24 protein-coding genes and 1 tRNA gene are annotated in these 22,900 nt (G+C 39.4%); 15 read left to right on the forward strand and 10 right to left on the reverse strand.

Going from position 1 to position 22,900, the window contains the following annotated elements; genetic code table 11:
• Both DNK84_RS01760 and DNK84_RS01765 read right to left on the reverse strand, forming a co-directional pair.
• Window positions 1–1,383, reverse strand: a complete 1,383-nt coding sequence (locus DNK84_RS01760) for a tetratricopeptide repeat protein (protein ID WP_119342863.1) — start codon at window positions 1,381–1,383, stop codon at window positions 1–3.
• A 2-nt stretch (window positions 1,384–1,385) separates the two neighbouring features.
• Window positions 1,386–2,000, reverse strand: coding sequence for a methyltransferase domain-containing protein (locus DNK84_RS01765; protein ID WP_119342864.1), 615 nt, complete (start codon window positions 1,998–2,000; stop codon window positions 1,386–1,388).
• 261 nt (window positions 2,001–2,261) lie between these two features.
• Between DNK84_RS01765 and DNK84_RS01770 the strand changes: the two genes are divergently transcribed.
• The 4 genes from DNK84_RS01770 to DNK84_RS01785 are packed head-to-tail and all read left to right on the forward strand — an operon-like array spanning window position 2,262 to window position 7,367.
• Window positions 2,262–3,515: a sarcosine oxidase subunit beta family protein gene (locus DNK84_RS01770; protein ID WP_119342865.1), complete on the forward strand. Its 1,254-nt coding sequence runs from the start codon at window positions 2,262–2,264 to the stop codon at window positions 3,513–3,515.
• A 23-nt stretch (window positions 3,516–3,538) separates the two neighbouring features.
• Window positions 3,539–3,850 carry a sarcosine oxidase subunit delta gene (locus tag DNK84_RS01775; protein ID WP_119342866.1) on the forward strand — a complete coding sequence of 104 codons (312 nt, stop codon included), beginning with the start codon at window positions 3,539–3,541 and terminating at the stop codon, window positions 3,848–3,850.
• Window positions 3,851–3,856: 6 nt separating this feature from the next.
• Window positions 3,857–6,847 carry a 2Fe-2S iron-sulfur cluster-binding protein gene (locus DNK84_RS01780; RefSeq protein ID WP_119342867.1) on the forward strand — a complete coding sequence of 997 codons (2,991 nt, stop codon included), beginning with the start codon at window positions 3,857–3,859 and terminating at the stop codon, window positions 6,845–6,847.
• Window positions 6,848–6,860: 13 nt separating this feature from the next.
• Window positions 6,861–7,367, forward strand: a complete 507-nt coding sequence (locus DNK84_RS01785; protein WP_119342868.1) for a sarcosine oxidase subunit gamma — start codon at window positions 6,861–6,863, stop codon at window positions 7,365–7,367.
• 150 nt (window positions 7,368–7,517) lie between these two features.
• On the opposite strand, the gene DNK84_RS01790 is transcribed toward DNK84_RS01785, so the two are convergent.
• Entirely contained in the window at window positions 7,518–8,696 is a 1,179-nt protein-coding gene (locus DNK84_RS01790; protein ID WP_119342869.1) for a J domain-containing protein, read from the reverse strand.
• A gap of 357 nt (window positions 8,697–9,053) precedes the next feature.
• Between DNK84_RS01790 and DNK84_RS01795 the strand changes: the two genes are divergently transcribed.
• Genes DNK84_RS01795 through DNK84_RS01835 form a run of 9 tightly spaced genes read left to right on the forward strand, consistent with a single transcriptional unit; the run spans window position 9,054 to window position 16,025 of the window.
• Window positions 9,054–9,437 carry an ATP synthase subunit I gene (locus DNK84_RS01795; RefSeq protein ID WP_119342870.1) on the forward strand — a complete coding sequence of 128 codons (384 nt, stop codon included), beginning with the start codon at window positions 9,054–9,056 and terminating at the stop codon, window positions 9,435–9,437.
• 22 nt (window positions 9,438–9,459) lie between these two features.
• Window positions 9,460–10,248 carry a F0F1 ATP synthase subunit A gene (atpB, locus tag DNK84_RS01800; RefSeq protein ID WP_119342871.1) on the forward strand — a complete coding sequence of 263 codons (789 nt, stop codon included), beginning with the start codon at window positions 9,460–9,462 and terminating at the stop codon, window positions 10,246–10,248.
• Between the two features lie 52 nt (window positions 10,249–10,300).
• Window positions 10,301–10,606 carry a F0F1 ATP synthase subunit B gene (locus DNK84_RS01805; RefSeq protein WP_119342872.1) on the forward strand — a complete coding sequence of 102 codons (306 nt, stop codon included), beginning with the start codon at window positions 10,301–10,303 and terminating at the stop codon, window positions 10,604–10,606.
• 55 nt (window positions 10,607–10,661) lie between these two features.
• Window positions 10,662–11,132: a F0F1 ATP synthase subunit B gene (locus DNK84_RS01810; protein WP_119342873.1), complete on the forward strand. Its 471-nt coding sequence runs from the start codon at window positions 10,662–10,664 to the stop codon at window positions 11,130–11,132.
• An 18-nt stretch (window positions 11,133–11,150) separates the two neighbouring features.
• The gene (locus DNK84_RS01815; RefSeq protein WP_119342874.1) at window positions 11,151–11,687 is read left to right on the forward strand and encodes a F0F1 ATP synthase subunit delta; all 537 of its coding nucleotides are present in this window, start codon (window positions 11,151–11,153) and stop codon (window positions 11,685–11,687) included.
• 20 nt (window positions 11,688–11,707) lie between these two features.
• Window positions 11,708–13,249 carry a F0F1 ATP synthase subunit alpha gene (gene atpA / locus DNK84_RS01820; protein ID WP_119342875.1) on the forward strand — a complete coding sequence of 514 codons (1,542 nt, stop codon included), beginning with the start codon at window positions 11,708–11,710 and terminating at the stop codon, window positions 13,247–13,249.
• Window positions 13,250–13,258: 9 nt separating this feature from the next.
• Entirely contained in the window at window positions 13,259–14,140 is an 882-nt protein-coding gene (atpG, locus tag DNK84_RS01825) for a F0F1 ATP synthase subunit gamma (protein WP_119342876.1), read from the forward strand.
• Window positions 14,141–14,181: 41 nt separating this feature from the next.
• Entirely contained in the window at window positions 14,182–15,558 is a 1,377-nt protein-coding gene (atpD, locus tag DNK84_RS01830) for a F0F1 ATP synthase subunit beta (RefSeq protein WP_119342877.1), read from the forward strand.
• Window positions 15,559–15,575: 17 nt separating this feature from the next.
• A complete protein-coding gene (locus tag DNK84_RS01835; protein ID WP_119342878.1) occupies window positions 15,576–16,025 on the forward strand; it encodes a F0F1 ATP synthase subunit epsilon in 450 nt (149 codons plus the stop codon).
• 31 nt (window positions 16,026–16,056) lie between these two features.
• On the opposite strand, the gene DNK84_RS01840 is transcribed toward DNK84_RS01835, so the two are convergent.
• Entirely contained in the window at window positions 16,057–16,350 is a 294-nt protein-coding gene (locus DNK84_RS01840; RefSeq protein ID WP_119342879.1) for a LysM peptidoglycan-binding domain-containing protein, read from the reverse strand.
• A 127-nt stretch (window positions 16,351–16,477) separates the two neighbouring features.
• Between DNK84_RS01840 and DNK84_RS01845 the strand changes: the two genes are divergently transcribed.
• Window positions 16,478–16,687, forward strand: a complete 210-nt coding sequence (locus DNK84_RS01845; RefSeq protein WP_119342880.1) for a hypothetical protein — start codon at window positions 16,478–16,480, stop codon at window positions 16,685–16,687.
• Between the two features lie 139 nt (window positions 16,688–16,826).
• Here the strand turns inward: DNK84_RS01845 and DNK84_RS01850 are convergent, their stop codons facing one another.
• The 6 genes from DNK84_RS01850 to DNK84_RS01875 all read right to left on the reverse strand — a co-directional run bounded on the left by DNK84_RS01850 (window position 16,827) and on the right by DNK84_RS01875 (window position 22,557).
• Window positions 16,827–17,072 carry a helix-turn-helix domain-containing protein gene (locus DNK84_RS01850; RefSeq protein WP_119342881.1) on the reverse strand — a complete coding sequence of 82 codons (246 nt, stop codon included), beginning with the start codon at window positions 17,070–17,072 and terminating at the stop codon, window positions 16,827–16,829.
• 175 nt (window positions 17,073–17,247) lie between these two features.
• Window positions 17,248–17,724, reverse strand: a complete 477-nt coding sequence (rbfA, locus tag DNK84_RS01855) for a 30S ribosome-binding factor RbfA (protein ID WP_119342882.1) — start codon at window positions 17,722–17,724, stop codon at window positions 17,248–17,250.
• A 2-nt stretch (window positions 17,725–17,726) separates the two neighbouring features.
• Window positions 17,727–20,402, reverse strand: a complete 2,676-nt coding sequence (gene infB / locus DNK84_RS01860) for a translation initiation factor IF-2 (RefSeq protein WP_119342883.1) — start codon at window positions 20,400–20,402, stop codon at window positions 17,727–17,729.
• An 11-nt stretch (window positions 20,403–20,413) separates the two neighbouring features.
• Complete coding sequence (gene nusA / locus DNK84_RS01865; RefSeq protein ID WP_119342884.1) at window positions 20,414–21,895, reverse strand: transcription termination factor NusA; 1,482 nt, start codon at window positions 21,893–21,895, stop codon at window positions 20,414–20,416.
• A gap of 23 nt (window positions 21,896–21,918) precedes the next feature.
• Window positions 21,919–22,380: a ribosome maturation factor RimP gene (locus DNK84_RS01870; protein WP_119342885.1), complete on the reverse strand. Its 462-nt coding sequence runs from the start codon at window positions 22,378–22,380 to the stop codon at window positions 21,919–21,921.
• A gap of 100 nt (window positions 22,381–22,480) precedes the next feature.
• Window positions 22,481–22,557 (reverse strand) — tRNA-Met (locus DNK84_RS01875).
• 137 nt (window positions 22,558–22,694) lie between these two features.
• Between DNK84_RS01875 and DNK84_RS01880 the strand changes: the two genes are divergently transcribed.
• Window positions 22,695–22,898 (forward strand): nucleoside phosphorylase-I family protein, encoded by a 204-nt coding sequence (locus DNK84_RS01880; RefSeq protein ID WP_119342886.1) that lies wholly within the window; start codon window positions 22,695–22,697, stop codon window positions 22,896–22,898.
• The last annotated feature ends 2 nt before the right edge of the window (window positions 22,899–22,900 follow it).

The raw sequence follows: 22,900 nt of genomic DNA on the forward strand, positions 1-22,900 counted from the left end.
TTAATTTGAAATTTTCGGCATCTCCTTAAGTGACATTGAAAGCGCCTTAATTACCTGCGTCCAGTCTTTTGCTGTTTGCTGCCTGAATAAGTGCAGGCTTTTGTACCATAGACTCGTTTCACCTTCTAATAACCACCGCCAATCAGCTATCTTGGGGATCAGTAACCAGCAAGGCTTATTCATTGCACCAGCTAAATGTGCCGCTGCCGTATCAACACTAATCAGTAAATCCAGATTTTCTATTATGGCTGCCGTATCCGAAAAATCTTTAATATAAGGAGCTACATCAATTAATTTCCCATCCATTTTTTTGCCTTTTGAAGGGAAATTCAGACAATAAAACTGTATATTCTCCATTGAAAAAATTGGCTTAAATAAGCCTAGATCAATCGACCTATTACCATCATTTATATGCTTATCACTGCCTTTTGTGACAATACCGATCTTAAGCTTTTGGTGATTAAAAAGTGTTTGTTTAAAAGACGCTGTTTTATCTTTGTCTGCAAATAAATACGGCACATCAATCGGGATACTCTTCAAATTGATTTGCACCCTATGCATCAAACTCCCTGAAAAGATGTAAAAATCTTCAGTAAACCCTTTTAACGTTGGCTGAACATCATCTACCCAAGGACATGTCTGCATGAGCGTAGCTAATGCTTCTTGACAATGTACAATCACATACGCACCCATTTTTTTGAGATTTTTTGCAAACCGGATAAATTGAATATTGTCACCGCAACCTTGCTCAGTAATGACTACGATACGCTTGTTGTTTAAATCCTCTCCCTGCCATATAGGAAGATTTATGTTTTTCGATTGTAAATTCACAATTGCTGAACGATGCTCGTAACATGCAAGCCCTGTTTCATAGTCACCAAGGGTAAGTTTAACCAGTGCTAAATTATTTAAGCAAGCATGGTAGTCTGGTTTAATTTTAATTGCCTTTTGATAACAATCTGCAGCCTTCTCAAAGGCGCCTTGTGACTGGTAAAGCACCCCTAAGCTGTTATAATAAATAGCCTTAGGCACAATGCTTAATGCTTTTTTTAAAAGCTTTTCAGCCATTTCATCTTCGCCGATGTCTGCATGTAAATTTGCCAGATTATACATACAGTCTGAATAATCCGGTGCAATTGTAATCGCCTTGTAATAGCATTTTTTTGCCTCATCAAACCACCCCTTTTCCTTGTATAAAAGTGCCAGATCATTGTAGCACTCAGGGAAATTTTCCTTAATTGTTAATGCTTTTTTATAAAAATCCTCAGCTTTAGCTAATTGGCCTTGATGTCTATATTTTAAGGCCATTTGATAAAAAAACTTCGCTGTGTCTTCATTCGTGAATGACGCCATATCGGCGGGATTAAAATAATCTGATATCACGGTCAATCTCCTGTCAACTGGTCATTTTGACGTTTACGCAAAATAAATTCAATACAACATTCGGCAACAACTGTACGCGTTTGATCAAAGTTTTTTGCTTTCAACTGATCACGAAAGAAATCTCGAACAAGTTCAATTTTTTCAACTTCAACAACATCCGTGAACGATGCCAAAAGCTCAAACACATTAATTGAAACCGGCGACCATGATGATTTTTTATGAATTGTAAAGCTATGTTTATGATCATGGTTAAATCGACTTGGCCAGTGTCCTAACTCATAAAGATCTTCATCAGGAACTGTAATCACTAAATATCCGCCTGGCTTAACAATACGTATCCAATTTCCAAGCCCTTGTTTTGGGTCATGTAAGTGCTCCAGGCAATGGCTTGAAACTACAAAATCATAGCTTGCATCATCAACCCCTTTCATATACTGCGCATCACCATCTTGAAGATCCCATATACGCACGGAACGCATCAATGGGAAAACGCCAACATATTGTCCCATTGGATCAGGTTTACCGCCAATATCGACCCCATTGCCAACAAAATAGCGCTGATGAAATGCACCAATATTATAACGTCTTTTGGTCGATTTGCTCTGCTCATACGGCATGGGGGGCCTCGCTTTAAACTGCTTTAGATAGAATCCAGTATAGTCAAAAACAATAATAATACGCCCTTAAAATCCAGCAGAAATAACTTTTGTTAATTTTTTACCAGAATTATTTTAATCGAGGGTGATTTATACCGTAAAATTCAGGTAAGATGGAATATAAAGCATGTGCAAACAAATAATACAAGAATGTGTAGACCAGGTATTATCAGTTATCGCACTGCTTAAAAGCCCATGCTATATAAAGGGAGGGATATACAAATGGTGCAGAACTATTCAATCTGGTCACTGATCAAGCATGCCTTAAGTGGCAAAAAATGGACACCCACCTGGCAAAAAACAATATCACCTAAACCCAGTTATGATGTCATTATTATTGGTGGTGGAGGGCATGGATTAGCAACAGCTTATTACCTTGCCCATACATTCAATATCACCAATGTTGCTGTTGTGGAAAAGGGATGGCTTGGTGGTGGCAACGTTGCAAGAAATACGACAATTGTTCGTTCAAACTACCTCCACACACCCAGCGCAATGATTTATGAACATGCATTAAAGCTTTGGAAAACTTTAAGCGCTGAGCTTGTATATAATGTCATGTTTAGTCAGCGTGGTGTTTTCAATCTTGCACATGATGAAACTGAAAAAAGAGATATAAAGCGACGGGTGAATGCCAATCAATTAAATGGTATTCACAGCCAGTGGAAAGAACCAGATGAAATTAAAAACCTCTGCCCTATTATTAATATTAATGAAAACTGCCGGTTTCCTGTATTAGGCGGATCCTTTCAACCTGATGGCGGAGTAGCACGTCATGATGCTGTTGCGTGGGGGTTCGCGCATAAGGCATCTCTTGCAGGAGTCGATATCATTGAACAATGTGAAGTTATTGATATTAAGACCAATCAAAATCGCATTAGTGAGATTATTACCACAAAAGGTAATATTAAAGCGGGGAAGGTTGCAATTGTTGCTGCAGCTAATTCAAGCGTCTTAGCCAATATGGCCGGCTTTGATATCCCGATTAAAACGCACCCCCTACAAGCACTTGTTAGTGAGCCTGTCAAACCGATTATGCCAACGGTAGTCATGTCCAACGCTGTTCATGCCTATGTTAGTCAATCAGACAAAGGGGAACTGGTCGTTGGAGCAGGTATTGATGGTTTCCAATCTTATGTGCCAACTGGCAGCTTTAATGTTATCGAGGCATCTATAGCAGCACTGTTGCAATTGTTTCCGACCTTTAGCCGGCTTAAAATGATGCGCCAATGGGCAGGAAATGTTGATATTGCACCAGATGCCAGCCCCATTATCGGCCATACTCCCGTTAAAGATCTCTATATCAACTGCGGTTGGGGAACTGGCGGCTTTAAAGCAACACCTGGTTCAGGTTATGCACTTGCTCATACGATCGCTTATGACAAAGTACATGAGACAAATAAACATCATACACTTGAACGGTTTTTCACTGGTGCTTTGGTTGCCGAGCATGGCGCTGCTGCTGTTGCACATTAAAAGCAACCAACAAGGAGGCAAATATGCTTGAAATCAAATGCCCATGGTGCGGGCCACGCGCACAATCTGAATTCAGCTATGGTGGGCAGGCACACAGAAGCTACCCAAACAACAATGCTGATTTTACTGATAAACAATGGGGAAATTATTTATTCATTCATGATAATACCAGGGGCACACTATATGAACAATGGTGCCATTGCCATGGTTGCCGGCGCTGGTTTAATGTTGCGCGTGACACCACAACCAATGAAATCCTGGCTATTTATGACCTCAATCAACCAAAACCAGATTTTTCAAATCAGGAAAATTCGCATATCAACGTTAAGGAGTAATCACTTATGAAAGAACAGCCTTTTCGTTTGAAAAACCATCCACATAAAGAAAAGATTCACTTTACGTTCAATAATAAAAGCTATCATGGTTATGCTGGTGATACACTAGCATCAGCATTATTGGCAAATGGCGTTAATCCTGTTGCTAGAAGCTTCAAATACCATCGTTGTCGTGGCATTTTTTCAAATAGTGTGGAAGAGCCAAACGCGCTAATTCAACTAGAACCTGATGCCTCTTGTACCCAGCCTAATATACGAGCAACTGAAATCCACCTCTATGATGGATTAAGAGCAAAAAGCCAAAATTGCTGGCCAAATGTAAAGTGGGATCTTGGTGCTATTGCTCAGTTATTCAAACCATTATTAAGCGCAGGTTTTTACTACAAAACATTTAAAAAACCACAAAGGTTATGGCCTTGGTATGAAAAAAATATTCGCAAAAGCGCAGGTCTTGGCAAAGCACCAGCAGAAAATGATCCAGATCATTATGCACGGCATTATGCCTTTTGTGATGTGCTTGTTATTGGTGGAGGATGTGCAGGATTATCTGCAGCACGCTGTTTTGTTAATAAAGGCTTGAAAGTCATCATATGTGAACAAAAAAACTGGGGAGGCTTTCTAAACAGTGAGCCAATGATTGATACGGATATTTTATTGAATGATGAGCCTGCCAGCTTATGGGTAAAAGAAACGCTAAAGGCACTTAACCAGGATGATCAGATCATCCTCTTATCACAAACAGTTGCCTTTGGACACTATACAGATGGTTATATCAATTTACTGCAAACACATTTTACCAAACCCTCGCCACATACTAAACAACCAAGACAAACACTATGGCAGGTTCGCGCAAAATCTGTAATACATGCAACTGGTCAAATTGAACGCCCTTTATTATTTCCGGGGAATGATCGTCCTGGCATTATGCTGGCTCAGTCCACTCGCTACTATTTGCACCAGCATGGTGTCGTGCCTGGCAAAAAAGTTGTTATCTTCACAAACAATGATCAAGCCTATCAGTGTGCTTTAGAACTACAACAATGTGATATACAATTACAAGCGATTATCGATGTTCGTAATAACCCTGGGCAATACTGGTTTCACACTGCACAACAAAAAGGTATTAGCGTCAAAACCAATGCTATTATTACAAACACAAAAGGGGTGCATAGGCTACAATCAATTACCATCAAAACACGTAAAGGCTATGAAGATATTGCTTGTGACTTGCTGGCAATATCAGGCGGGTTTGATTCTGTAATTAACCTTTGGAGCCATGCAGATGGGCAAGTTGTTTATAATGAAAAGCTTGGTAGTTACTTGCCAGGAATGCCAAGACAAAAAAATCAATTTGCCTGCGGTGGATGTAACGGTACACAGTCCTACCAAGATGCAATGCACCAGGCGAATCAAACTGCTAGTACATTGTCACTTTTACTTGGGAAATCCCCTCAAAAGCATGAGCCAAAAGTGAAAGAACCGGTATTTAGTGAGTCAACACACCAATGGTGTCTTATTGATTTAACCGATAAGAAACAAGCTCAGAACACCTTTATCGACATGGCTTCTGACGTCACTGTTTATGATATTCAACAGGCCGTTGATGAAGGCTTTTGTAATGTTGAACATGCCAAACGCTATACCACATGTGGCATGGCACCTGATCAAGGGAAAACAAGCAATGTGAACTTATTTTATGTACTTGCCAGGCTATTACAAATGCCACAATCACAAATCGGCACCACAACGTTCCGCCCGCCTTACACTCCTATCACATTTGGTGCTATTGCTGGATTTGATCGCGGGGAAAATGCGATTGCACCCAATCGCACTACCGCTTTACACGATTGGCATATTAAACACGATGCTGTCTTTGAAAATGTTGGCCATTGGTGGCGAGCACGCTATTATAAAGCTTTTGAAAATGAAACGATGGATCAAGCTGTCTTGCGCGAGTCTTATGCCGCAAGACAAGCTGTTGGAATGCTTGATGGTAGCACTTTAGGTAAAATTGATATCCAAGGCCCAGATGCAGCAGAATTTTTAAATCGCATTTATACCAATGGCTGGAAAAAACTGCAGATTGGCCGGTGTCGTTATGGCGTCATGCTTGGTGAAGATGGAATGGTAATGGATGATGGTGTTACCGCAAGGCTAAGTCAAAACCATTTTCATATGACGACAACTACTGGCAATGCAGCAATTGTTTTGAGCTGGATGGAACGCTGGCTACAAACCGAGTGGACTGATTTGACCGTTTATTTAACTTCCGTTACCGAGCAATGGGGGGTTATCAGTATCTCAGGTCCCAAAAGCTTTGATGTGCTTCATTCACTTCTGGTAGATAAAAGTAATATTTTAGCTAAAGACATTTCACCACTAGATGTAAAAACCGGCACGCTAAACCATAATAATATAGAAATACCAATTCGTATTTTTGGTGTTGCTTTTAGTGGCGAAATTGGCTATGAAATTAATGTCCCTACTCGCAACGCAAAAGCAATCTGGGCGTATATTTATCACCTTGGACAACCTTATGGGATCACGCCTTATGGCACCGAAACCATGCACTTATTACGCGCTGAAAAAGGCTTTATTATCATTGGACAAGAAACCGATGGAACGATTACGCCTTATGATTTGGATATGTCATGGGTTGTTAATGATAAAAAAAGTGATTTCATTGGAAAACGCTCACTTTATCGAAGCGATACACAAAAAATTGATCGCAAGCAACTGGTTGGACTCTTACCTGAAGATAAAAACCACGTTATTCCAGAAGGTACAAATATTATTGCCTCGCAAACCATTGACGCAAAACCTGTAACAATTCTTGGTCATGTAACTTCAAGCTACTATAGTCCCAATTTAAAACGAAGCTTTGCCTTAGCACTCATTAAACAAGGAAAAGATTATCCAGATAAAACAGTCTATGCGGCCTACCCTGAGAAAAATCAAACAGTAGCAGCCAAGATCGTAGATAAAACTTTTTTATAACAGGAGATTGTTAATGTCTGATAAAGGTGCAAACTGGATTGATTACTATCAACAGATTAATATTCGTGGCACTCAAGAAAATGAGGATTTTTGCCAATGCTTACAAAGCACCTTAAATCTGGCGCTACCGACAAAAGTTGGCCAGACAAGTGTTAGCAGCACACAAAAACTTATGTGTCTTGGACCAGATGAATGGTTACTTGTCTCAAAGAATCGCTATGATGTATTTGATAATTTATGGCAGATAAAAAAACAACTGACACAAAAAGCAATTCACATTAGCATTGTTGATCTTTCACATGCACGTGATGTCTTGCTATTTGATAATACCAATGATCAGCTCAATCATTACTGTCCGCTTGACTTCTCTACTGAGGCTTTCCCAGTAAATACAGCAGCACAAAGCAAGCTTGGGCATATTGATGTCATTTTCTATCGCTTGAATAAAACACAGTATGAGCTTTATATCTTGCAGTCAATGAAATCGTATACCGATGAATTATTGAGCTGCCTCACTTAAGAAACTGAAGTTTAGAGTTTCAGAATGTTTTTTAGTGCACGGGGATTTTTAAATCGACTTATGGCATAGAGATTGGCAGGCTATAAGTGCAAACAACATAACAGACCACTTCATTTACCTATGTGTAATTAAACCTATACATTTTTGCGGTTAAGACTCAAGCTTAAGTGCATTATAAATTCTGGATGATCTGGAACCACGGTTATTTTCCACATATGTTTGAAATAATATAGAGTCGCTAGTTTTGTTTTTCCAGCCTTCATTTGCAGATGTTTTACTGAAAATACCAGAGTGGGCTTTACCGTAATCGTGTATATCTTTGGCAAGGTTGATATTGTTTGTCGACAAGTCACCCTTGCCATTTTTAGAATATTTATCATAAAGTTCTAGTGCTTTTTTTGTTCGAGTGCCATCTCGTGCATTCTTCCTAATATCCTCGATGTTCTTTGCACTATCTATAATCGAACCTCTTTTTTTGAAACGAGTTGTTTCGCCTTCAAACAAGGCATTGTATATTTTTGTAATTGCAGTTATTTCTGGTGATTTTTGAATGTTTGATTCTGTTTTATTTTTAGGTTCGCTATTTGGATCATACTTAGTATTTCTGGCAGTTTGATAAGTACCAAAGACATTTTTGTGAATGCACGAGATATTTTCAGATAGAATCTCACTAGTATTCGTGATATCAACTTTCATTATAATATCTTTCAAATCAGGTCGATAGTCTGGATCTTCAACGGCGCTTTTTAAACCATGATGTATTTTTGCAGCCTTAAAAGCTCGCCCCATTGAAGATTGACTTTTTTTGTTTCCATTTATTTTTTCTAAAAACTGAAATTGCTTAAATGCATTATCTATATCATTACCTATATTCAATGCAAGATTTATAATTATATAACAAAACGTACCTGGTTGATCATTACCATTTTCTCTGTTGAGCTTTTCGTAAATATCATCACGCTCATGCTCAATAGGATCTTTAGGCTGTTGATTAAACTGACTAAAATTAAATGTAGGTTTTTTAAAATTATTAGTATGAGCATTTGATTTATTTTGTGATGTTTTAGTAGGTTCTTGATGGTGCTCAAAAAGATAATTATATCTATCGTATGCCTGTTGTAGTATTTTGAATGCTTTATCCGCGTTCTCTTTATCATCTTGGTTTTTATCTGGATGAAGCTGGACTGCCAACTTTCTGTATTGTCGTCGGATATCTTCTTTTGATGCATTATTTTGCAAGTTAAAAACCTTCAATACATCTTCTTTACAAGCAGAATTGAAGTTAATCTTGTCATATGATAGTAATCTAGTAATTTCAGGCTTTGACATTTGCAGCACCCCCAAGTTTTTACATTAATTACACAACAATAACATTTATACTTATCTTTTAAGAACCGTAGAGTTACGCATTTTAACTTCGGTTGATAATGTGGAGATTACCGGAATTAGTAAATTATTTATCAGCATTTAAGAAATAACTGAAAGCGTAAACCCACGTAAGATTTAAGTCCATCACATCATTTCACCATGCTACTTTATGTGCTCCCTGCCAATAAGCCCAATTAACTCAGCATAGTAAACGTGCTTGTGTCAACAAATCACGCAAAAAAAGAATACGTTTTCACTTGCACCTTTAGCTTGGTGTCTATATACTGCTTGGCGTAAATTCAAGGGTTATATAGAGAAATGTTGGCGAATAGAAAACTGTACAAAAAACACTTTTTTGCTTTCCAAAGCCTGTTGGTGATAGGTGGCAGTTTATTGTGTTTTTTTTGGGGCGCAAGTTATGCTTATAGCTTTTTACTTGGTGCCGTTTTAATGTTTGCAGCTAACGTTATTTTTTTATTGCGTCTTTTTTTGAAAAAAACGCAATATCATCCCCTAAAAGAGGTTTGTATTTTATATGCTTGCGAGTTTGCCAAGCTTTTTGTAGTAGCAGTTGGTACTGTTTTGATTGCTATTTATATACAACCAAAATTCCTTTCATATATTGCAGGTTTACTCGTATTGCAACTAGCAATGTGGTTTATGCCGCTTTTTATGAAACTAACTACTTTTAACAGCAAATAAACCCAACCAAAAGAGACGGATTATGGCAGCAGGAGAAACATTGACTTCTTCACAATATGTAAAACATCATTTACATCATTGGCAAATTTCACTAGGCGATTCTGCTTTTTGGCAGTTGAATATCGACACGCTCATCGTGAGTATTGTCTTAGGTGCCCTATTTCTTACCGTGATGTATATTGGGGCAAAAAGGGCTTCACCTGATGTGCCAGGCAAACTGCAAAATATGGTTGAATCTCTTTGTGAGTGGATTGATAACTCAGTTGCCAGTACATATCATCACAAACGTAATTTTGTAACCCCACTTGCCATTACCATCTTTGTCTGGGTGCTATTAATGAATTTCATGGACTTAATCCCTGTCGATTTGGTTGGCTGGACAATTACACGCATGACAGGCTCTTCTGAGTATTACTTTCGCTTAGTGCCAACGGCTGATGCGAACTTGACCTTTGGGCTGTCGATTACGGTTTTCCTTTTAATTATTTTTTACAATTTAAAAGCTAAAGGCGCTTTTGGCTTAACCAAAGAGATATTCAGCGCGCCTTTTGGTATCTGGCTATTCCCATTGAATATTGCTTTTCGTCTTATCGATGAGCTTGTTAAGCCTTTATCGCTGTCACTGCGGTTATATGGGAATTTATTTGCCGGTGAGCTAATCTTTATTTTGATTGCCTTGTTACCTTGGTGGATTCAATGGACACTAGGTGGTTTATGGGCAATCTTCCACATTTTGATTATTGTCATCCAGGCCTTTGTATTTATGATGCTCACGGTTGTTTATCTCAACCTGGCACAAGATGCACATTAAAAAATTAATAATAGTTTCAACCATCAAAAAACAAAAGTAAAAGGAGAAAAAAATGGAAATGTCACTACAAGTTTTAGGTCAGCTAAACGGTCTAACAGCAATTGCTGTTGCACTACTGATTGCCTTACCAGCGCTAGGTACAGCAATTGGTTTTGGCGTTTTAGGTGGTAAATACCTAGAAGGGGTTGCACGTCAACCTGAGTTAAGTGGGATGTTGCTTGGCCGTATGTTTATTGTGGCAGCTTTCGTTGATGCGTTTGCCGCAATTTCAATCGCTATTGGCTTTTTAGTATTATATGCAAACCCGCTTGCGATTAATGGTCTAAGCCAAGCTGCTGCAAAGGCTTTAGGTGCTTAAGTTTTGCTGATTTATTGCATTCACAAAAACATGAGCCTATCCCAAAGGAGAAATCATGGATATTAATATCACCTTAATCGGCCAAATAATCACTTTTGCCATTTTTGTTGGTTTTACGATGAAATTCGTCTGGCCACCGCTTAAAAAGGCAATGGATGAGCGAAAGGCTAAAATTGCTGATGGCCTTGCCTCAGCAGATCGTGCTGAAAAAGAGCTTGAGGTTGCACGGCGTAAAGCAAATGAAATCATTCATGATGCCAAAGCACAAGCAACTAAAATCATTGAGCAGGCAAATATGCGCGCTATGCAGATTGATGAAGAAGCCAAAGAGACTGCTCGCGCTGATGCAGAGCGTATTAGAAAAGCTGCCAATGATGAGGCTGAATCACAGATTCGCCTAATGAAGCAGCAGCTTCGTAAAGAGGTTGTCAACATTGCCGTTTCTGGTGCTGAGAAGTTGATCCATAAAAATATTGATATGACGACTAACAATCAGTTATTAGAAGAGATGGCTGCTGAGCTATAAACCAAAGAGGTAAACTTAATGACAGATATGACACCAATTGCCAGACCTTATGCACAAGCAGCTTATGAGTTTGCAAAAGAAAAAGGCGTTGTTTCAAATTGGTCAAGCATGTTGTTAAACTTAGCAGAATCTATCAACAACCAAGACATTCAAGCTTTACTCAATAACCCTGTCTATACACAACAAGACATTGCTGAGCTTTTAATCTCTACTTTATCTCAAGTATTAAGCGAACACATGATAAACTTGATTCGCGTTATTGCAGGGCATAAGCGTCTTGCTGTCATTCCATGGATTTATGCTTTATTTTTGCAATATAAATCAGATGATGAAAAAGCAAAAACAGCAACAATCACAACAGCCTATAAAACATCGGCAGAGTATATTGAGAAATTACAACAAAAGCTTGAGCGCAAGTTTAATTGTGCGATCAATGTTAAAACAGCAATCGACCCCAAATTAATTGGTGGTGCCTTAATTGAAGTCGGTGACCTTGTTATCGATGGCTCAATTAAAGGTAAATTGGCAAAATTACAGCATGAATTACAAGCTTAACAAAATTAGGAAGAAAGATTATGCAACTAACTTCAGCAGAGATTAGTGGACTAATTAAAGAAAGAATCGAGAAGTTTGACAATACGCCTGAGACGAAAACTGAAGGCACTATTGTAAGCGTTTCTGATGGCATTATTCGCATCCACGGTCTAAACGATGTCGCCTCAGGTGAAATGATTGAGCTACCAGGCAATGTTTATGGTTTAGCATTAAACTTAGAACAGGACTCTGTAGGTGCCGTTGTTCTTGGTGATTATGAACACATTCAAGAAGGCCAAAAAGCCTATTGCACGGGCAGAATTCTAGAAGTTCCAGTGGGTGAAAGCCTATTAGGCCGCGTTGTTGATGCACTTGGTACGCCAATTGATGGCAAAGGTGATATTAAAACATCACAAACCGCACCGATTGAAAAAGTCGCACCTGGCGTTATTTGGCGTCAATCCGTTGACCAGCCTGTTCAGACAGGAATTAAAGCGATCGACTCTATGGTGCCAATTGGTCGTGGCCAGCGCGAGCTTATTATCGGTGATAGACAGACTGGTAAAACTGCCGTGGCTATTGATGCGATTATTAACCAAAAAGACACCGGTGTAAAATGTATTTACGTTGCCGTTGGGCAAAAAGCGTCATCTGTTGCTGATGTTGTACGAAAACTAGAAGAACATGATGCATTAGCACATACAATTATCGTTGCTGCAAATGCAGCAGATTCAGCTGCTTTACAATACCTGGCACCTTATGCTGGATGTGCAATGGGCGAATATTTCCGTGATCGTGGCGAAGATGCCTTAGTTATTTATGATGATTTGACAAAACAAGCCTGGGCATATCGCCAAATTTCATTATTGTTACGCCGTCCACCAGGTCGTGAAGCTTACCCTGGCGATGTCTTTTATCTACATTCACGCTTACTTGAGCGCGCAGCACGCGTCAATGCTGAATACGTAGAAAAGCAAACCAATGGTGAAGTCAAAGGGAAAACAGGTTCATTAACAGCCTTACCAATTATTGAAACGCAAGCTGGCGATATCTCAGCCTTCGTTCCGACCAACGTTATTTCTATTACTGATGGACAAATCTTCCTGGAAACAGATTTGTTTAATGCAGGGATTCGTCCAGCAATCAATGCCGGAAACTCTGTGTCACGTGTTGGTGGGTCTGCACAGACCAAGATTATTAAAAAACTTGGTGGTGGTGTGCGTTTAGCACTTGCACAATATCGTGAGCTTGAGGCATTCTCACAGTTTGCCTCAGATCTTGACGATGCAACCCGTGCACAATTGCAACGAGGTGAGCGCGTAACTGAGCTTATGAAACAAAAACAATTTTCACCTTTAAGCATTGCGAAAATGGCACTATCTTTATATGCTGCAGATAAAGGGCACCTTGATGATATTGAACTTAGCAAAGTGGGCAGTTTTGAAAGTGCACTACATGCTTATGCAGAAAGTCAGCACAAAGCATTTTTAGATGAGCTAAATCAAAAATGCAATTATAATGATGAAGTCGCAGCAAAGCTTGAAACCATCATTAAAGAGTGCAAAGAAACGCAATCTTGGTAGGAGAAAAGCATGTCTGGTAGCCGCGAGATTCGCACGAAAATTAACAGTGTGAAAAACACCCAGAAAATCACGCGCGCAATGGAACTTGTTGCGGCAAGTAAAATGCGAAAAGCACGTGATAGAATGGAAGAAGCACGTCCCTATGCACACTATGCGCGCGATATTATTGCACATGCAACACGCGCCAGTATGGAGTATGCACACCCCTATTTCCAAAAACGTGAAATAAAGCGTGCCGGATTGATTGTTGTCTCAACTGATCGTGGCTTATGTGGCGGTCTGAATATAAATTTATTTAAAGAGGTACTAAAAACAATCCGAAGTTATCAACAGCAAAAAATTGATGTTGACCTATGTCTAATTGGTGCTAAAGCAGAAAGTTTTTTCAAGCGTTTATCAGGTGTTAACATTATTTCAGTGGCGAGCTTTCAGGAAAACCAGATCACCATTAGTGAGGTCACTGGTGCTGTTGCTGTCATGATCGATGCATTTGATAACAATAAAATTGATGCACTGAGCTTGTTTAGTAATAGCTTTGTCAACACGATCAAGCAAAAACCAACAAAAGAAGCTTTGCTGCCAATACCAAATATGCATAGCGATTCATCAGCACCACAAACACAAAGCAAGGAACATTGGGATTATATCTATGAACCCGGCGCTAAACGCGTGTTAGATGTTTTATTGGTACGTTATGTTGAGTCACAGGTTTATTGTGGTGTCGTTGAAAACATGGCGTGTGAGCAAGCAGCAAGAATGCTTGCAATGAAAAATGCCACAGATAATGCAGGCGATATTATTAATTCGTTGAAACTACAATACAACAAAGCACGCCAAGCAGTAATTACACAAGAACTTGCTGAAATTGTATCAGGTGCTGCAGCTGTATAGCATCAGAATAAAGTTTAGTATTTTGTAAAGAGGACATAAAAATGAGTATGGGTAAAATTAGTCAAATCATTGGAGCAGTGGTCGATGTAAGCTTTCCACGTGACCAGGTACCAAAAGTTTATGACGCATTAATTGTAAAAAAAGAAGACTTGACCTTAGAAGTCCAACAAGAAATTGGGGACGGTGTTGTTCGCTGTATTGCCATGGGTCCTTCTGACGGTTTAAAACGCGGACTTGAAGTCGAAAACACAAACGCGCCAATTTCAGTGCCTGTTGGTCATGGGACATTAGGTCGCATCATGGATGTACTTGGCAACCCAATTGATGAGTGTGGCCCTGTTAAATGTGACCAAAGACAACCAATACATAAAAAAGCACCTGCCTTTGCAGAACAGGCACTTAGTGCAGAAATTTTAGAAACTGGAATTAAAGTTATTGACCTGATCTGTCCTTTCGCTAAAGGTGGTAAGGTCGGTCTTTTCGGTGGTGCCGGTGTTGGTAAAACCGTAACCATGATGGAACTTATTAATAACATCGCAAAAGAGCATAGTGGCTATTCAGTTTTCGCTGGCGTTGGTGAGCGTACACGTGAAGGAAATGACTTTTACCATGAGATGAAAGAGTCTAATGTCTTAGATAAGGTTTCCCTTGTTTATGGACAAATGAATGAGCCACCAGGCAACCGTCTTCGTGTAGCACTAACAGGACTAACCATTGCTGAGAGTTTCCGTGATGAAAATCGTGATGTCTTGATGTTTATCGATAACATCTATCGCTATACTTTAGCTGGTACTGAAGTTTCAGCCTTATTGGGCCGTATGCCATCAGCTGTAGGTTATCAGCCAACGCTTGCCTATGAAATGGGTGTATTGCAAGAGCGTATTACCTCGACAAAAACAGGATCAATTACTTCTGTTCAGGCTGTTTATGTGCCTGCAGATGACTTGACAGATCCATCACCTGCAACAACCTTCTCGCATTTGGATGCAACAATCGTATTATCTCGCCAGATCGCTGAGCTTGGCATCTACCCGGCTGTTGATCCGCTTGATTCAACTTCACGCCAGCTTGATCCACTTGTTGTCGGTCAAGAGCACTATGATGTTGCCCATAAAGTTCAAGAAACGCTACAGCGCTATAAAGAGCTTAAAGATATTATTGCGATTTTGGGTATGGATGAATTATCAGAAGAAGATAAATTGACCGTCTCACGTGCACGTAAGATTCAACGCTTCTTATCTCAGCCATTTCATGTTGCAGAAGTTTTTACGGGTAATCCAGGTAAATATGTTCCTTTAAAAGATACGATTGCAAGCTTTAAAGCAATTGTCGAAGGTGAATATGATCACTTACCTGAACAGGCCTTTTATATGGTTGGAACGATTGAAGAAGCTATTGAAAAAGCAAAATCATTATAACTTAGGGTGTATTCACAATGTCTGACAAACTCATAACCGTTGACATCGTCAGCCAAGAAGGTTCCGTCTACAATGCTAAGGCAAAAATCGTTAATCTTCGTGGCAGTGAAGGTGAAATGGGTATTTCCTATGGACATACTCAGCTAATTTCCACTATGCCTGCTGGTGTTGTGCGTATTGAGCGAGAAGATGCAGAAGATACACTATATGTATCAGGCGGTATCGTCGAGGTTCAACCACACCAAGTTATTATATTAGCTGATGTTATGGAACGTGCTAAAGACCTAAATCAGGCTGCCGCTGAAAAGGCTAAAGAAAAAGCTCAAAAAGCTTTAGAAGAAGCAAAAGGTGAAAACAAGGTAGATGTTGAAGAAGCACGTAAAATGTTGGCTGAAGCCGAAGCACGCTTGAAAGCGCTCAAGATTCTCAAAGGTGTCAATGCGTATTATCCATCATCAGATGAATAATACATATTTTCTAATAACCCCTAAGTAAGTATTAACAATCTTCTTTGGCTGGGATAACCAGCACTTCTCCTGTATAAATTTTTGCTTTATCCTTCATATTATTAGCTTTTTCAATACAGGCCATGGAAACGTCCTCTTTTTTGGCAATTTTCCACAGTGTATCCCCTTTTTGAATCTTATAATTTTTGACTTTGCTTGTTGGCATATCATTGCTTACATTATTGGCTGCATTAGAAGCGGCTACGCCTTTATCCGATGATCCCATCGTGCTACAGCCTGCAATAAATAAAACGGCTAACATTAAAATCCACAGATTATTTTTCATAAATTTTTCCTCCAGTTTGATACTTGCCTCCCCCAGATGGTAAAAACCTTAGACAACCCATCTTGCTTTACCTATAATTTAAAGTAAATCTAGGTTATTGTTTAGTGTAGCAGAAGGAGTTGATATTATGAATATGAAAGAACTTGTTGAACGAATTTATCAGCAAAACATTCCTATTGAGGAAAAAATCAAGCAACTTAAAGAGATTGAATTAGACTGTATTAATCAAATTGACGCACAAGATCAAAATATGCATCCTGAGCAACATCATCGACTTTCTGAAGGGCTCCGAAAAGCACGGGATTATTTAAGGGTATTGACACAAAGCGAAGGATAGAGTCATTCCAAGAAATACTTAATATTAAGTAAATTTTAATACAAAAGGTATTGATACTAATGTGAGATAATATATTTTAGAATGACTCAAAACTGAAAATGAGATTATCAGACCATATAGCGTGTGCTTATTTTCATTATTATACTTTTAGAACAAAAATATTATATTTTTTAAGTTTTGACCGTAAAGTTGTAATGCTCATGCCAAGCACATCTGCACAGCTGGTTAAATTGAAGCCCGTATACTCTAAAGTTGCCTGAATCAAGCCACGCTCAACTTCTTCATGAATTAAATCAAACATACAACGTGGTCTTATGCAAGCTCTTTGCAAATCCTTGTAGTGATTCTCAGCAACCGCATAAACAAATTTTTCTAGGTAGCTCATTTTGTAATCCTTAACACGCTATATTACTTATTGTACTTTCTATAATAGGTGACAAGGATAAACTTAACCTACAGATAATAACATAAGATACATGGGAAAATTTCTGAAATCCCTATAGATAAAATGATATTAAAGCCGACGTCATTTACAGGTATATTGTTTAATTTTGCCCGTCTTAGCGAAGTTTTTGTCTTTTTTCTTCCACTTTCAAAGCAGCTTTATCTTTCTTATTCTTATCATCCTGCTCAGATATAACCTGCTTTTGATCCTCTTGATCAGCATCTTCAGAGGTGATTAGCTTCTCATCATCTTTTCTTGCTTTTTGTATCAGATCCGCCATCTTATTACCATAAGCAAGTGAATCATCATAGATAAAGCGCAAAGAAGGCGCCACACGCAAATTAATTTGCTTAGCAACTGCACTTCTAAAGAAACCTTTTGCTGATTCAAATGCTTTGAGCAAATCATTAACTTGAACATCCTTATCCACTGAAGAAAAATATACCTTTGCCGATGACAAGTCTTTTGACACATCAACGCCTGTAATCGAAACCCAACGTAGTCTTGGATCTCTGACTTTCTTTGCAAGCAGTGCTACGATGACTTTTTGAATCTCATCCGCAACACGCTGTACCCGTGCTGTTGTTGCCATAATTATATTTCTCTTTTCACTTCTATTGTCTCAAATACTTCGATTTGATCTCCAGCTTTAACATCGTTATAGTTTTTAACGCCAATCCCGCATTCAAGCCCTTTTTTGACTTCATTTGCGTCTTCTTTAAAGCGTTTTAACGATTCAAGTGTCCCTTCATAAATCACAACCTGATCACGAAGGACACGGATTGGGTTATTTCGCTTAATAACGCCATCAATTACCATACAACCTGCAATTGAGCCAAATTTAGATGAGCGGAAGACATCACGAACCTCAGCTACACCAATAATCTGCTCACGCAACTCAGGTGATAGCAAACCAGACATTGCCTGTTTTACATCCTCAATAAGATCGTAAATGACGCTGTAATATCGAAGCTCAACATCCTCAGACTCGGCTTGTTTTTTTGCCGAGGCATCAGCACGAACATTAAAACCAAACAATACAGCCTGAGAGGCTAAAGCAAGGCTTACATCAGAGGAAGTAATCCCCCCGATTCCACTGGCAATAACTTCAACTTTGATATCATCATTCGATAGTTTCGTCAGTGAATCTCTAATCGCTTCAACTGAACCTTGAACGTCAGCCTTTAAGATCACATTAAGTGTCTGCTGGCCATCAGCAGCCTCACCCATACGATCAAACAGGCTAGATAATTTACTGGCCTGCTGTTGCTTTAAACGCTCTTCTTTTTTCTTTTGCGCTCTGTGCTCTGCTACTTCACGTGCGGTTTTATCATCCTTCACAGCGATCATCTCATCACCTGCATTTGGCACGCCAGATAAGCCTAAGATTTCCACAGGTGTTGATGGGCCTGCTTGTTTTATTTTTTGCCCAGTGTCACTAGTCATCGCACGAATACGACCGTACTCAGTACCACATAAAACAATATCACCCTGGCTTAAACAACCACTTTGCACCAAAACGGTTGCAACAGCACCACGCCCTTTCTCAAGTTTCGATTCAATAACAACACCTTTAGCAAAACCTTCATCCACAGCCTTAAGCTCTAGAACTTCGGCTTGTAGTAATATTGCATCTAATAAATCGTCAATACCCTCACCTGATTTAGCAGATACATGTGTGAACATCACATCACCACCCCAATCTTCTGGAATAACATCATGTTGTGATAACTCATTTTTCACACGATCAGGATCAGCTTCTGGCTTATCAATTTTATTAACAGCAACAACAATGGGTACACCAGCAGCTTTAGCATGTTGAATCGCTTCAATTGTCTGAGGCATCACACCATCATCAGCAGCCACAACAAGAATAACAATATCCGTGCTACCTGCACCACGTGCACGCATTGCTGTAAATGCCTCGTGGCCTGGTGTATCTAAAAAGGTGATTTTTCCTTTTGGCGTTTTCACGGAATAAGCGCCGATGTGCTGAGTGATACCACCGGCTTCACCAGCGGCAATACGCGCTTTACGAATATAATCTAATAAAGAAGTCTTACCATGATCAACATGTCCCATAATTGTCACAACAGGTGCACGCGATTTACCCTCATGTGCTGAGGAATCAATCAAGACTGTTTCTTCAATGGTTTCTTCTTTGTGCAGTGTATACGCATGACCAAGCTCCTCAACGATTAAAATTGCTGTTTCCTGATCAAGTGGCTGATTAATCGTTGCCATAACACCCATTTTAATTAAAATTTTAATCAACTCAGCAGCTTTAACAGCCATTTTCTGCGCCAATTCATTAACGGTAATACCTTCATAAATGACTACTTGCTTAGCTTTTTGCTCTACAGGTTTGGTAAACTGCTGTGTTTTAACTTTGCCAGCTGCTTTTTTTGTACCAAACTTCTGCCGTCTTGCAAGCGTTTCTGCCTCATCGTATTGGTAAAGCGATTTTGGCGATTGCTTTTTCTGACCTTTGATTTTTTTAGCCGATTTTTTTGGCTGACCTTCATCATCCAAATCAACAGATTGCGCAGGTTTTAAGCCTTTCTTCTTAGCTTTTTTCTTATTTTCTTTATCTGCCGCACTTTCACGCGAAGTATCCGCTTCTTTATCATCAGCAGTCTCAGTACTTACTTCTGGCTTAGAAATAATATTAAAGCCACTGGATGCTTTTTGAACAGGTTTAGATGGCTGTGGTGCTGTTTCTGCTGGCTTATTTTCTTCAACACCAAGGTTATCCTGAGAAGCTTTTTTATCTTCGATTTTCGGCTCAAGGGCTTCTTCTGAAACACTTTTTTCAGCCTTTTTCTCCACTTTTACTTCAGCAGGCTTTTTCGTTTGTTTTTGTTCTGCAGCGACATCAGCTTTAGTTTGCTTTTCTGAGACTTTAGCATGGATAGCATCATCTTGCTTTTTAGCTGACACACCTTCGCTGGAATCTTGCGCCTCTACTGCGGTTTCTTGCAAATTTTCAGCCTTTGGTTTTACTAAGGTTTTCTTTTTACGCACCTCAATATTAACCTTGCGATTCCCCGCAACTTTCAACTGTGTCGTTTTTTTACGTTGTAATGTCAAAGGCTGTTTCTTCGCTGCACCACTTGTTTGTATATAAGATAGTAATGCATTTTTCTCAGCATCAGTGACCAGATCACTAACTTTATCTTTATGGATGCCTGACTCTTCTAACTTTTTTAATAGCATTTGCGCGTCAATTTTAACAAGCTTTGCTAGTTGACTTACTGTAATTTCTGCCATGACTATTCCCCTCATTGTCCTTTATTACCTTCAAACCACGGAGCACGTGCTGTCATAATAAGCGAGGCTGCCTTTTTCTCATCCATTGGAATTAACTCAATCAAATCATCTGTTGCAAGCTCTGCCAAGTCTTCCATGCAAACCACGCCATTTTGTGCTAATTTCTTAGCCCATTCTTTCGTCATTCCATCCATCGCCAATAAATCTTCTGCAGGCTCTGGACCTGACAAGGCTTTTGAAAGTAATGCAGTTTTAGCACGCTCTTGAAGCTCGGCAACAACCTCCTGATCAAAACCTTCAATCTCAAGCATCTCAGAAGGCTCAACATAAGCGACTTCTTCCAAAGTTGCAAAACCTTCCTCTACTAATGCTTCTGCAATATCTTCATCAATATCTAAAGATTCAACAAAAGTCTGCATCACTTTTTGTGACTCTTGTGCTTGTTTTTCAGCCGCAACAGACTCTGCCATTACATTCACATGCCATCCAGTTAAAGCCGTAGCCAAACGTACGTTCTGCCCACTTTTACCGATTGCCTGAGATAACTGATCTTCTTTAACAGCAACTTCCATCGTCTGTGTATCTTCATCCATCACAATGGATACAACTTCAGCAGGTGATAACGAATTGATAACATACTGTGCCGGGTTTTCATCCCATAACACAATATCAATACGCTCGCCTTGTAGCTCATTTGTAATCGCCTGAATACGCGAACCACGCATCCCAACACATGCACCAACAGGGTCAATACGCTTGTCGTTCGATTTGACCGCAACTTTCGCGCGCGAGCCAGGGTCACGTGCAATATTCATGATATCCATTAGCTCTTCGGCAACTTCAGGTACTTCAAGCTCTAATAATGCACGAAGCATACTATTGCTTGCACGGCTTAATAAAATTTGATATCCCTTGGCTTCAGCATCTATTTTCAGAACACATGCTCTTAGCTTGTCGTTCATACGATAATTTTCTTTTGGCAAAAGCTCTGAACGATACAAAACACCCTCTGCATCGTTACCCAGATCAACCACGATAAAATCTCGTGTCACACGCTTAACTTCACCATAGACAATCTTGCCCACCTTGTCTGTAAAACGCTCAACCATTAAACGTTTTTCTTCTTCTCGTACTTTTTGCATAATGACCTGTTTAGCAGTCATTGCTGCAATGCGACCAAATTCTATTGATTCTAAAGGCTCTTCAAGAATATCACCCACGTTAACATCATGGCCCTTTTCTCTGGCAACATCAACATAAAGCTCTGCGGCATAGTTTTCAATAAAGTGGTCTTCATCAACGATTTCCCATTGACGAAAAGTATCATATTCACCTGTTTTTCGATCAATACTCACACGAATTTTAACATCTTCATTGAAGCGTTTTTTTGTCGCCATTGCTAAAGCTTCTTCCATTGCCTCAAACAATATTTCTTTTGAAACTTCTTTTTCATTGGCAACTGTTTCAATTACTAGCAATAATTCTTTACTCATGTTTCACTCCTGAAATATTTACCTTAGAATTGTGGCACTACGCGCATTTTCTCAACATTGTCAAAGCTAAAGCTCACTTCACCCTCTTCTGTCTTTAAACATACCTGTTCATCAACAACGCTTTCAATCACGCCTTTAAATCGTCGACGACCACCTTCAAGCGCTTCAAATAGTTGCACCTTTACCATAAAACCTTCCAGGCTTTTTGCTTGAATGGCATTAAAGACGCGACGATTCATCCCAGGGGAAGAAACCTCAAGCACATAAGCACGATGGATTGGATCTTCAACATCTAAAACTGCACTGACTGCATGACTCACCTTTTGGCAGTCATCAACTGAAATACCTTCCTCATAATCAATAAAGATACGGACAGTCATAACACCTTCATGCTGACCTGCACCATCAATTTCCAAGCCCCAAAAAATGAAACCCAGATCTTCAACCTCTGGCGCAATCAGCGCACTTAATTGTTCAATTAGCATCCAGAAATTCTCCTCAGATACAAAAAAAGGACTACCCAGAGTCCTTTTTATCACAAAACAAAAAGGCCCCTTCGGGCCCGCGTTTAAAACGTTTTAATAATGGTAGCGGGGGCTGGATTTGAACCAACGACCTTCGGGTTATGAGCCCGACGAGCTACCAGGCTGCTCCACCCCGCATCGATAGGCAATATATTAACAGCTCTTTTACTAAATGCAAGTCTTTTCTCAAACTCCTTAATAAAAACTTTCTTCTTCATGAGAGAAATGCATATAATGCACTGTCAATATTAATATAAACACAAAGGGGAGTCATAATGATCGTCGAAGAAATAGCTGAAGAAATGATGTACCATATAAGCCTGTCAAAGACAATGATCAAACATGCCGATTATGCAATATTGCCTGGCGATCCTGCGCGCGTGGAGCTGATTGCCAAAACACTTGATCCAAACAGTTATCCGCTTGCATCTCATCGGGAATATACATCTTATTTATCTTATATGCGAATCAAGGGTTGAAT

Source organism: Facilibium subflavum (genome assembly GCF_003574485.1).
GTDB classification, from domain to species: domain Bacteria; phylum Pseudomonadota; class Gammaproteobacteria; order Francisellales; family Francisellaceae; genus Facilibium; species Facilibium subflavum.

Coding starts and splice junctions, on each gene's coding strand:
- DNK84_RS01765 (WP_119342864.1), bottom strand. CDS start 2,000: ATGCCGTATGAGCAGAGCAAATCGACCAAAAGACGTTATAATATTGGT.
- DNK84_RS01770 (WP_119342865.1), top strand. CDS start 2,262: ATGGTGCAGAACTATTCAATCTGGTCACTGATCAAGCATGCCTTAAGT.
- DNK84_RS01775 (WP_119342866.1), top strand. CDS start 3,539: ATGCTTGAAATCAAATGCCCATGGTGCGGGCCACGCGCACAATCTGAA.
- DNK84_RS01780 (WP_119342867.1), top strand. CDS start 3,857: ATGAAAGAACAGCCTTTTCGTTTGAAAAACCATCCACATAAAGAAAAG.
- DNK84_RS01785 (WP_119342868.1), top strand. CDS start 6,861: ATGTCTGATAAAGGTGCAAACTGGATTGATTACTATCAACAGATTAAT.
- DNK84_RS01790 (WP_119342869.1), bottom strand. CDS start 8,696: ATGTCAAAGCCTGAAATTACTAGATTACTATCATATGACAAGATTAAC.
- DNK84_RS01795 (WP_119342870.1), top strand. CDS start 9,054: ATGTTGGCGAATAGAAAACTGTACAAAAAACACTTTTTTGCTTTCCAA.
- atpB (WP_119342871.1), top strand. CDS start 9,460: ATGGCAGCAGGAGAAACATTGACTTCTTCACAATATGTAAAACATCAT.
- DNK84_RS01805 (WP_119342872.1), top strand. CDS start 10,301: ATGGAAATGTCACTACAAGTTTTAGGTCAGCTAAACGGTCTAACAGCA.
- DNK84_RS01810 (WP_119342873.1), top strand. CDS start 10,662: ATGGATATTAATATCACCTTAATCGGCCAAATAATCACTTTTGCCATT.
- DNK84_RS01815 (WP_119342874.1), top strand. CDS start 11,151: ATGACAGATATGACACCAATTGCCAGACCTTATGCACAAGCAGCTTAT.
- atpA (WP_119342875.1), top strand. CDS start 11,708: ATGCAACTAACTTCAGCAGAGATTAGTGGACTAATTAAAGAAAGAATC.
- atpG (WP_119342876.1), top strand. CDS start 13,259: ATGTCTGGTAGCCGCGAGATTCGCACGAAAATTAACAGTGTGAAAAAC.
- atpD (WP_119342877.1), top strand. CDS start 14,182: ATGAGTATGGGTAAAATTAGTCAAATCATTGGAGCAGTGGTCGATGTA.
- DNK84_RS01835 (WP_119342878.1), top strand. CDS start 15,576: ATGTCTGACAAACTCATAACCGTTGACATCGTCAGCCAAGAAGGTTCC.
- DNK84_RS01840 (WP_119342879.1), bottom strand. CDS start 16,350: ATGAAAAATAATCTGTGGATTTTAATGTTAGCCGTTTTATTTATTGCA.
- DNK84_RS01845 (WP_119342880.1), top strand. CDS start 16,478: ATGAATATGAAAGAACTTGTTGAACGAATTTATCAGCAAAACATTCCT.
- DNK84_RS01850 (WP_119342881.1), bottom strand. CDS start 17,072: ATGAGCTACCTAGAAAAATTTGTTTATGCGGTTGCTGAGAATCACTAC.
- rbfA (WP_119342882.1), bottom strand. CDS start 17,724: ATGGCAACAACAGCACGGGTACAGCGTGTTGCGGATGAGATTCAAAAA.
- infB (WP_119342883.1), bottom strand. CDS start 20,402: ATGGCAGAAATTACAGTAAGTCAACTAGCAAAGCTTGTTAAAATTGAC.
- nusA (WP_119342884.1), bottom strand. CDS start 21,895: ATGAGTAAAGAATTATTGCTAGTAATTGAAACAGTTGCCAATGAAAAA.
- DNK84_RS01870 (WP_119342885.1), bottom strand. CDS start 22,380: ATGCTAATTGAACAATTAAGTGCGCTGATTGCGCCAGAGGTTGAAGAT.
- DNK84_RS01880 (WP_119342886.1), top strand. CDS start 22,695: ATGATCGTCGAAGAAATAGCTGAAGAAATGATGTACCATATAAGCCTG.